The 9,602-nt window shown below is 70.3% G+C and carries 5 protein-coding genes and 2 pseudogenes; 4 read left to right on the forward strand and 3 right to left on the reverse strand.

From position 1 onward, the window contains the following. The first annotated feature begins 585 nt into the window (after positions 1–585). Positions 586–1,425 carry an HAD family hydrolase gene (locus VIU94_RS01700; protein WP_331906726.1) on the forward strand — a complete coding sequence of 280 codons (840 nt, stop codon included), beginning with the start codon at positions 586–588 and terminating at the stop codon, positions 1,423–1,425. 387 nt (positions 1,426–1,812) lie between these two features. Here VIU94_RS01700 and VIU94_RS01705 read toward each other — a convergent pair whose 3' ends face one another. Next, on the reverse strand, positions 1,813–2,631 hold the full coding sequence (locus VIU94_RS01705) for a Fic family protein (protein WP_331906728.1): 819 nt from the start codon (positions 2,629–2,631) through the stop codon (positions 1,813–1,815). 102 nt (positions 2,632–2,733) lie between these two features. On the opposite strand from VIU94_RS01705, the gene VIU94_RS01710 reads away from it, so the two are divergent. Continuing rightward, the gene (locus tag VIU94_RS01710; RefSeq protein WP_331906730.1) at positions 2,734–3,720 is read left to right on the forward strand and encodes an ATP-binding protein; all 987 of its coding nucleotides are present in this window, start codon (positions 2,734–2,736) and stop codon (positions 3,718–3,720) included. Positions 3,721–3,825: 105 nt separating this feature from the next. Here the strand turns inward: VIU94_RS01710 and VIU94_RS01715 are convergent, their stop codons facing one another. Then, on the reverse strand, positions 3,826–5,133 hold the full coding sequence (locus tag VIU94_RS01715) for a polysaccharide deacetylase family protein (RefSeq protein WP_331906732.1): 1,308 nt from the start codon (positions 5,131–5,133) through the stop codon (positions 3,826–3,828). A 325-nt stretch (positions 5,134–5,458) separates the two neighbouring features. Between VIU94_RS01715 and VIU94_RS01720 the strand changes: the two genes are divergently transcribed. After that, complete coding sequence (locus tag VIU94_RS01720) at positions 5,459–7,783, forward strand: SulP family inorganic anion transporter (protein ID WP_331906734.1); 2,325 nt, start codon at positions 5,459–5,461, stop codon at positions 7,781–7,783. A 309-nt stretch (positions 7,784–8,092) separates the two neighbouring features. After that, positions 8,093–9,367: pseudogene (locus VIU94_RS01725) on the forward strand (acetate--CoA ligase); the annotation flags it as partial. 11 nt (positions 9,368–9,378) lie between these two features. On the opposite strand, the pseudogene VIU94_RS01730 reads toward VIU94_RS01725, so the two are convergent. Then, positions 9,379–9,576: pseudogene (locus VIU94_RS01730) on the reverse strand (hypothetical protein); the annotation flags it as partial. Positions 9,577–9,602: the final 26 nt, after the last annotated feature.

Below are 9,602 nucleotides of genomic sequence, written 5' to 3' on the forward strand. Positions count from 1 at the left end.
GGCTCCCGCCACGATCTCCAGCCCCCTTCGCTGCTTCTTGCGCGGGGCCCTCCAGGACCCCGCGATTCCCTCTCGTGTGAAGAGCCGGCAAGCGGCCTCCATATGAGCGGCCGATACGAACCGGCCGAACGCGTCCGACAAACGGAACCGGCCATGAACTGGCCGCAGGCGGAGCGCGTGGGAATCACGGTGCAGCGATCCCGGAAATCGTGTGGATCTTGGTCAAAAACTGTGGACAACTCAGCGGCTGTGAATATCGGCTTCACGCCTACCGGTGAGCGCTCAACGACTTCCGCAGAGCATCCCAACGGCTACACATAGTGACTGATCGCGGATGCGCGAAGAGCGCGGAATCAACGGTGCCGAGACGGCTCCGGGGTCGCGCAGAAGATGGGAAAACCCATCCGGACATGCGACGACCCCCGCCGGGGGGGAGAGCGGGGGTCGTCCCCACGGTCCGACTCGGGGGGGGAGGAGCCAGACCGGGTTAGCACGGTCGCGAACGATCCGTGACTTCCATGGTGTACCCGAGAGCCTTCTCAGGCAAACCCACGCGCCCCAGCGTGCCCCGAATGGCGGGCACCTATGCTCAGGGTCGTGGAAAACCACTCGTTGCCGCGCACAGCTGCCTTCTTTGACCTGGACAAGACGGTCATTGCGAAGTCGTCGACGCTGACCTTCAGCAAGTCCTTCTATCAAGGCGGGCTGATCAACCGCCGCGCCGTCCTGCGGACGGCCTACATCCAGTTCGTCTTCCTCGTGGGCGGCGCCGACCACGATCAGATGGAACGAATGCGCCAATATCTCTCGGCGCAGTGCAAGGGCTGGAACGTCGCGCAGGTCAAAGAGCTCGTCGCCGAGACCCTGCACGACCTGATCGACCCGATCATCTACGACGAGGCCGCCTCACTCATCGAGGAGCACCACGCCGCCGGCCGGGACGTCGTGATCGTCTCGACCTCCGGCGCCGAGGTGGTGGAGCCGATCGGCGAGATGCTCGGCGCCGACCGGGTCGTCGCCACCCGAATGGTCGTCGGCGACGACGGCTGCTTCACGGGCGAGGTGGAGTACTACGCCTACGGCCCCACGAAGGCGGAGGCGATCCGGGAGCTCGCGGAGTCGGAGGGGTACGACCTGTCGCGCTGTTACGCGTACAGCGACTCGGCGACGGACGTACCCATGCTGGAGTCCGTCGGTCACCCGTACGCCGTCAATCCGGACCGGGCGCTGCGCCGCGAGGCGACCGCCCGGGACTGGCCGATCCTCGTCTTCAACCGCCCCGTCCGGCTCAAGCAGCGGCTGCCGGAGTTCAAGATGCCGCCGCGCCCCACGCTGGTCGCCGCGGCGGCCGTCGGTGCGGCCGTCGCAACGGCCGGACTGGTCTGGTACGCCAGCAGGCGACGCCAGGCGAACCGGGCCGCCTAAGTCGCCCCGTTTGTCCAGATTTGAGACCAAAGGCAAAGAAGTGGAGCTTAGGGGTTCCGCTTCCCATTCGGGAGAGGTACAAAGGAAACAGGCCCGCGAGACCTAGGACATCCGAGAGGATCACCTGTTGAGCATGAAGGCCCCACGGACCTGAGCACAGAAGCTTGGCACCCACGCGACGTCGACCCGTCGATTACGGGCCAGCCGCACCAGGCGTAGGGCAAAGTCCCCGCCTGATGGGCACATATCGAGGACGCTTGGTAACTGGGCAGACGTGCCAGCGGCGGTACCGAAACTGGTACCGCCGCAACCCTGTTCAGGGACTTTTCGCAGCGACGATCAGGCAGCACCGATCAGGCCGTGCCGCACTGAAGCGCCTCGCGCCGATCAGGCCGCGCCGCGCTGAAGCGCCTCGCAGACTGCCGTCGACTCCCGGACCCCCAGCTCGACCGCGCGCCCGCAGTGCGCGATCCAAGCCGCCATACCCTCCGGGGTCCCGGACATATAGCCCTCGAAGGCCGCGACGTACGCCGCCCGCCCCTGCTCCGCGTGCCCGACCTCAGCCGGGCAGATCGCCTTCGGGTCCAGGCCGCTGCCGATCAGCACGATCCGCTCCGCGGTCCGCGCGATCAGGCCGTTGTACGAGGTGAACGGGCGCAGCGCCAGCAGCTCGCCGTGCACCACCGCCGCCGTCACCAGCGCTGGGGCCGTACCGCCGGCGATGATCAGCCGGGAGAGCCCGTCCAGCCGACCCTCGACCTCCGCGGCGTCGGGCAGCGGGGCCTCGATCAGCGGCTCGTCGACCGCCTCGCCGTCCTGCCGCGGCCGCCCCGTCGACTCGTCCTGCTCGCCCGCGGCGACCAGGTGCAGCCGAGCCAGCACCCGCAGCGGCGACTGTCGCCAGATGGACAGCAGCTGACCGGCTTCGGAGCCCAGGCGCAGCGCGGCCCCGACGGTCCTGGCCTCCTGGTCGCCGCCGAAGTCGGTGCGCCGGCGCACCTCCTCCAGAGCCCAGTCGGCCCCGGACAGCGCAGCCGAGCCGCGCGCGCCGCGCAGCGCCGCCTCCCCGGTGATCTCACTGCTGCGGCGCCGCATGATGCGGTGCCCGTAGACCCGGTCGACGGCCTTGCGTACGGAGTCCACCGAGTCGGCGACGCCCGGCAGGGAGCCGAGGGCGGCCAGGGGGTCAGAGGCGTGCGTACTCATAAGTAGCGAGGCTACGCGCCCTGCGCCCGCACCCCACCTTGGAGTGGTCTTCTTCACGCACTTCGACCACGCGTCGCGATCGAGCGGCTACCGTAGGTGAACATGAAGATCGCTTTCGTAGGGAAGGGCGGCAGCGGCAAGACCACGCTGTCCTCGCTCTTCATCCGCCATCTCGCCGCGAACGAGGCGCCGGTCGTCGCGGTGGACGCGGACATCAACCAGCACCTCGGCGCCGCGCTCGGTCTCGACGAGGAGGAGGCGGCCGCGATGCCCGCGATGGGCGCGCGTCTGCCGCTCATCAAGGAGTACCTGCGCGGCACGAACCCGCGGATCGCCTCCGCCGACACCATGATCAAGACGACCCCGCCGGGGCAGGGCTCGCAGCTGCTGCGGGTCCGCGAGGACAACCCCGTGTACGACGCCTGTGCCCGTACCGTCCGGCTGGACGACGGCGACATCCGGCTGATGGCGACGGGCCCGTTCACCGAGTCGGACCTCGGGGTGGCCTGCTACCACTCCAAGGTCGGCGCGGTGGAGCTGTGCCTGAACCATCTGGTGGACGGGCCGGACGAGTACGTCGTCGTCGACATGACGGCCGGGTCGGACTCCTTCGCCTCGGGCATGTTCACCCGCTTCGACATGACCTTCCTGGTCGCCGAGCCGACCCGCAAGGGCGTGTCCGTCTACCGCCAGTACAAGGAGTACGCCCGGGACTTCGGCGTCGCGCTGAAGGTCGTCGGCAACAAGGTGCAGGGGCCGGACGACCTGGACTTCCTGCGCGAGGAGGTCGGCGACGACCTGCTGGTGACCGTCGGCCACTCGAACTGGGTCCGCGCGATGGAGAAGGGCCGGCCGACCCGGTTCGAGCTCCTGGAGGCGGACAACCGCATGGCGCTGCAGAGCCTGCAGAACGCGGCGGACGACTCGTACGCCCATCGCGACTGGGAGCGCTACACCCGCCAGATGGTCCACTTCCACCTGAAGAACGCCGAGAGCTGGGGCAACGCCAAAACCGGGGCCGACCTGGCGGCGCAGGTCGACCCCGGGTTCGTGCTCGGCGAGCAGTTCGCGGTACCGCAACCCAGCTGAGCCGCTCGCCCGCTGAGCAGCTCACCCAGCTGAGCGGCTCGCCCGCTGAGCAGCTCACCCCGCTGAGCAGCTCACCCAGCTGAGCGGCTTACCCAGCCGACAGGCTCAGCGCCCCTCGGCCCGCCTGGCCGGCGGGGCGGGAGCTACGGGGGCGGCGGCGAGGAAGGACTGCCAGCCGCCCTGCGGGGCCTGACCGACCTTCAGGGTGTGGAGCTTCGCCAGGACCTTCGGGTCCTGGGCGTCCAGCCAGTCGGCGAGCTGCCGGAACGAGACGCAGTGGACCTCCTGCTTCACGCAGACGGTCGCGATCGTCTCCTCGATGGCGCGCATGTACGTGCCGCCGTTCCAGGACTCGAAATGATTGCCGATGATCAGCGGGGCGCGGTTGCCGTCGTAGGCGCGGTCGAAGGCCTGGACGAGGCCGTCACGCATCTGATTGCCCCAGTACTCGTGCTGGGACGGGTCGCCCTGGGTCCTCGTCCCGGACTGGTTGACCATGAAGTTGTAGTCCATGGACAGCGTCTCGAAGGCGCGGCCCGGGACCGGGACGAGCTGCATCGACAGGTCCCACAGGCCCAGGTCCTTCTTGGGCCAGACCTGGTTGTTGACGCCGCTGGTGTCGTAGCGGAAGCCGAGTTGGCTCGCCGCCCGGACGAAGTTCTTGCGCCCCTCCAGGCAGGGGGTGCGTGCGCCGACCAGTTCCTTGTCGTAGTCGAACGGGAGTGGCTGCTCGGCCTTGAGGGCGGCGTTCGTCCGCCAGTTCTTCACGAAGGACTTGGCCTGGCCGATCTCGCTCTTCCAGTCCTCCACCGACCAGTTGCCGACCCCGCTCTCCGGGCCGCAGAAGTGGCCGTTGAAGTGCGTGCCGACCTCGTTGCCCTCCTGCCAGGCCCCGCGCAACTCCCGGACGGTGGCACGGATGCCCTCGGTGTCGTTGAAGCCGATGTCGGAGCGGCCGGCGGAGTGCTGCGGCGGGTTGTAGAGCTTCGACTTCTCCTCGGGCAGCAGGTAGACCCCGCTGAGGAAGTACGTCATCTTCGCGTTGTACTTCTTGCCCACGGTCCGGAAGTGGGAGAACAGCTTCTGGCTGTCCTCGCCGGCCCCGTCCCAGGAGAAGACCACGAACTGCGGTGGCTTCTCGCCGGGCTTGAGGCGCTTCCAGGTCGGCTGGTCCGGCTGGGCCCCGGTGTACGCGGTGGAGCCGTCGCCGATGAGGCGTACCGGACTCTTCGGGGCAGCGGCGCCGGCCCCGGGGACGCCCTTCGGGGCGGCCTGTCCGCCCCGGCCGCCCTTCGTCGGCGCGGCCCCGTCGGAGCCGGAGCACCCGGCGAGTCCGGCGACCAGCGCCACCGCGACCGCGCCGGTGGCGAGCGTTCTCCTGCGGACCGTGGTCCTTGTCCCGGCGACTGTCATCGCCCACCTCTCCTCGGGTTCCGTGCGAGCGGCGTCAACGTCGCACCACGGCCACCGGAACGATGAAACGACAAGCGGAACAAGGCCCGCCATTCACCGGAATCGGTGAATCATTGCCCTGTTTGCCCCGAAAATAATGCCGGAGTCTTTACTCTGCATTACGATCCATTTACTGAGTGTTGATACTCGCTTCGAACGGGCCGCCGCCCGAGCGAGCAGCAGCGCCCAGCATCCCGCCGCTGCACGCCGTGACCCACGGCCGCGTCCCCCCACGTTCGTCCCGCAACGAGCCGCGACCGCGCTGCCCCGGAGGAGACGGGAACACATGACTCTCTGCACCCCGAACCGCACCACCAACCGACCCCGCTCCCAGCGGCCCCACAGCCCACCGCGCGGCAGCGGTCGCTTCCGCATCGCCGGCGCGGATCTGTCCGCGTCCGTCACCGTCTTCCTGATCGCCCTGCCGCTCTCCCTCGGCATCGCCCTCGCCACCGGCGCCCCGCTCCAGGCCGGACTGGTGGCCGCCGCCGTCGGCGGCATCGTCGGCGGACGGCTGGGCGGCTCCCCTCTCCAGGTCAGCGGCCCCGCCGCGGGCCTGACCGTCGTCACCGCCGAGCTGATCCAGCGCTACGGCTGGCGCACCACCTGCGCGATCACCGTGCTCGCCGGGCTCGCCCAACTCGCCCTGGCCGCCCTGCGCGTGGCCCGGTCGGCGCTCGCCGTCTCGCCGGCCATCGTGCACGGCATGCTGGCGGGCATCGGCGTCGCCATCGCCCTCGCCCAGCTCCACATCGTCCTCGGCGGGACCCCGCAGAGCTCCGCCGTCGACAACGTCCTCGGGCTGCCCGCCCAGTTGGCCGAGGGCCACCTCGGGGCGCTGTCGGTCAGCGCCCTCACCGTCGCCGTGCTGCTGCTGTGGCCCCGGATCCCCGGCCGGGCCGGCGCGGCCGCGCGGAAGATCCCCGCGGCGCTCGCCGCGGTGGCCGCCGCGACGGCGCTCGCCGCGTTCGCCCCGCTGAGCGTCCCCCGCGTCGACCTGGAGTCCTGGCGCAGCCACGCCCTGCCCGGACTGCCCGAGGGGCCGGTCCTCGGCCTGCTCGCCGCGGTCCTCACGATCACGCTCGTCACCAGCGTCCAGTCACTGCTCTCGGCCGTCGCCGTCGACAAGCTGGTGGCGGTGCGCGCCGACCACGGCCACGGCGTGCCCCGCTCCCGCCTCGACCGCGAGCTCGCGGGTCAGGGCGCGGCCAACATCGTCTCCGGGGCCCTCGGCGGACTGCCGGTCGCCGGCGTCGCGGTCCGCAGCGTGGCGAACGTCTCGGCGGGCGCGGTCAGCCGCCACGCCACGATGCTGCACGGCCTGTGGGTCGTGCTGGCCGCACTGCTCCTCGTGCCCGTGCTCGACCTCATCCCGCTGCCCGCGCTGGCCGCCCTGGTCATGGTGGTCGGCGTCCAGATGGTCAGCATCACCCACATCCGCACGGTCACCCGGCATCGCGAAGTCCTGGTGTACGCGGTGACCTTGAGCGGCACCGTCGTGATCGGCGTCCTGGAGGGCGTGGCCCTTGGCGTCGCCGTCGCCGTCGCCGTCGCGCTGCACCGGCTCACCCGGACCCGGATCACCCATGAGGAGCTCGCCGGTCGCCACCTGGTGCGCGCCCGAGGCCAGTTGACCTTCCTCGCCGTGCCCCGGCTGAGCCGGACGCTGCACCACCTGCCGCCGGGCGGGCACGTGGTGGTGGAGCTGGACGGGTCCTTCATGGACCACGCCGCGTACGAGTCGCTGACCGAGTGGCAGGCCTCGTACGTCCGGCACGGCGGCACGGTCGAGATGACGGGCCCGGCCGGCGGGCGGATCGCCGAACCGGCCACCGAGGCGCACACCTGCTGCCGCCCCTGGACGCCCTGGCGCAACCACCACTGCGGCACGCACCCTCCGGCCGGCGGAACGCAGCGCACCACCGGTCACCAATTGGCCAGCGGGATCGGCAAGTTCCAGCGCAACACGGCCCCCCTGGTGCGCGAGGAGCTCGCCCGGCTCGCCCGCGAGGGCCAGCGGCCCTCGCAGCTCTTCCTCACCTGCGCCGACTCGCGGCTGGTCACGAGCATGATCACGTCCAGCGGGCCGGGCGATCTGTTCACCGTGCGGAACGTCGGCAATCTGGTGCCGCTGCCCGGCGCGGAGAGCGGGGACGACTCGGTCGCGGCGGCCATCGAGTACGCGGTGGACGTGCTGCAGGTGGAGTCGATCACCGTGTGCGGGCACTCCGGCTGCGGGGCCATGCAGGCGCTGCTCTCCGCCGGTCCGGACGCGCCGCAGACGCCGCTGCGCCGCTGGCTGCGGCACGGGCTGCCCAGCCTGGAGCGGATGGCGAGCCGGCATCAGGCCCAGGCCCGGATCTCCGGCAGACTGCCCGCCGACGCGGTGGAGCAGCTGTGCCTGACCAACGTCGTCCAGCAGTTGGAGCACCTGAGGGCGTACGAGCCGGTGGCGCGGCGGATCGCCGAGGGGACGCTGCAGCTGCACGGCATGTACTTCCACGTCGGCGAGGCGCAGGCGTATCTGCTGGCCGAGTCGGACGACGTGCCCCGCTACGACGACGTCTTCGACCGCGTCCCGCCCTCCTCCCTGGAGCGAGCCGGAGCCTGATCCACAGCCGGGCCGAAGCCTCGGCCGGAGCCTGATCCGCAACCGGGCCGAAGCCTCGACCGCAGCCGGGGCCCGGCAGCCTGACCTGCGGAATCCCGCGCGCCCTGAACCTTTCCGCCCCGCCGTCCGTGAGATTGTGTGGCCCCTTCTCCCCACCGCCCTGGGGAGAAGGGGCCACCCTGCAACGGGCCAGGGTCACTCACAGGTCTAAACCAATTCCCGGGAGGCTCTTGTCACCCGGGCATCTGGCTGATGAGCTATGACCCGGGACACAGAGGCACATAAGACGCCCTGGGAAAGGGAGATGTCGTGAGCAACGAAAGCCTGGCCAACCTGCTCAAGGAAGAGCGCCGCTTCGCGCCGCCGGCCGAGCTGGCCGCGCACGCGAACGTGACGGCGGCAGCGTACGAGCAGGCTGCGACGGACAGGCTTGGCTTCTGGGCCGAGCAGGCGAGGCGGCTCACCTGGGCCACCGAGCCGACCGAGACCCTCGACTGGACGAACCCGCCGTTCGCGAAGTGGTTCGCCGACGGGAAGCTCAACGTCGCGTACAACTGCGTCGACCGGCATGTCGAGGCCGGGAACGGCGACCGGGTCGCCCTCTACTTCGAGGGCGAGCCGGGCGACAGCCGCGCCATCACCTACGCCGAGCTGAAGGACGAGGTCTCCAAGGCCGCCAACGCCCTCACCGAGCTGGGCGTCACCAAGGGCGACCGGGTCGCGATCTACCTGCCGATGATCCCCGAGGCCGTCGTCTCGATGCTGGCCTGCGCCCGCATCGGCGCCGCGCATTCCGTGGTCTTCGGCGGCTTCTCCGCCGACGCCATCGCCACCCGTATCGAGGACGCCGACGCCAAGCTCGTCATCACAGCGGACGGCGGCTACCGCCGCGGCAAGCCGTCCGCGCTCAAGCCGGCCGTCGACGAAGCCCTCGCCCGTGTCGACCGCGTCGGCAACGTCCTCGTCGTCCGCCGCACCGGCCAGGAGGTCGCCTGGACCGAGGGCCGCGACGTGTGGTGGGACGACATCGTCGGCCGCCAGTCCGCCCTGCACACCCCCGAGGCGTTCGACGCGGAGCACCCGCTCTTCATCCTCTACACCTCCGGCACGACCGGGAAGCCGAAGGGCATCCTGCACACCTCGGGCGGCTACCTCACCCAGGCGGCCTACACCCACCACGCGGTCTTCGACCTCAAGCCGGAGACCGACGTCTACTGGTGCACCGCCGACATCGGCTGGGTGACCGGACACTCGTACATCACGTACGGGCCGCTGACCAACGGCGCGACGCAGGTCATGTACGAGGGCACCCCGGACACCCCGCACCAGGGCCGGTTCTGGGAGATCGTCCAGAAGTACGGCGTCACGATCCTCTACACCGCGCCGACCGCGATCCGCACGTTCATGAAGTGGGGCGACGACATCCCCGCGAAGTTCGACCTGTCCAGCCTGCGCGTGCTGGGCTCGGTCGGCGAGCCGATCAACCCCGAGGCGTGGGTCTGGTACCGCGAGCACATCGGCGGGAACCGCACGCCGATCGTCGACACCTGGTGGCAGACCGAGACCGGCGCGATGATGATCTCCCACCAGCGCTCCGCATTCGGATAGTTCGGAACGCCCTCGAAGATCACGCCGGTCGTCGCATTCGCTAGCGGGCCGTAGACGATGTAGCTGTGGCCCGTGACCCAGCCGACGTCGGCCGCGCACCAGTACACCGAGTCGGGCTTGACGTCGAAGATGTAGTGGTGCGTGGTCGAGGCGCCGACGAGGTACCCGGCCGTCGTGTGCGCGATTCCCTTCGGCTTGGCGGTCGTCCCGC

It is taken from the genome of Streptomyces sp. (assembly GCF_036566765.1).
In the GTDB taxonomy this organism is placed as follows: Bacteria; Actinomycetota; Actinomycetes; order Streptomycetales; family Streptomycetaceae; genus Streptomyces.

What these genes read in the sequence shown, in the direction of transcription:
- VIU94_RS01715 (WP_331906732.1), bottom strand. Translation starts at nt 5,133, where the DNA reads ATGACAGTCGCCGGGACAAGGACCACGGTCCGCAGGAGAACGCTCGCC.
- VIU94_RS01710 (WP_331906730.1), top strand. Translation starts at nt 2,734, where the DNA reads ATGAAGATCGCTTTCGTAGGGAAGGGCGGCAGCGGCAAGACCACGCTG.
- VIU94_RS01700 (WP_331906726.1), top strand. Translation starts at nt 586, where the DNA reads ATGCTCAGGGTCGTGGAAAACCACTCGTTGCCGCGCACAGCTGCCTTC.
- VIU94_RS01720 (WP_331906734.1), top strand. Translation starts at nt 5,459, where the DNA reads ATGACTCTCTGCACCCCGAACCGCACCACCAACCGACCCCGCTCCCAG.
- VIU94_RS01705 (WP_331906728.1), bottom strand. Translation starts at nt 2,631, where the DNA reads ATGAGTACGCACGCCTCTGACCCCCTGGCCGCCCTCGGCTCCCTGCCG.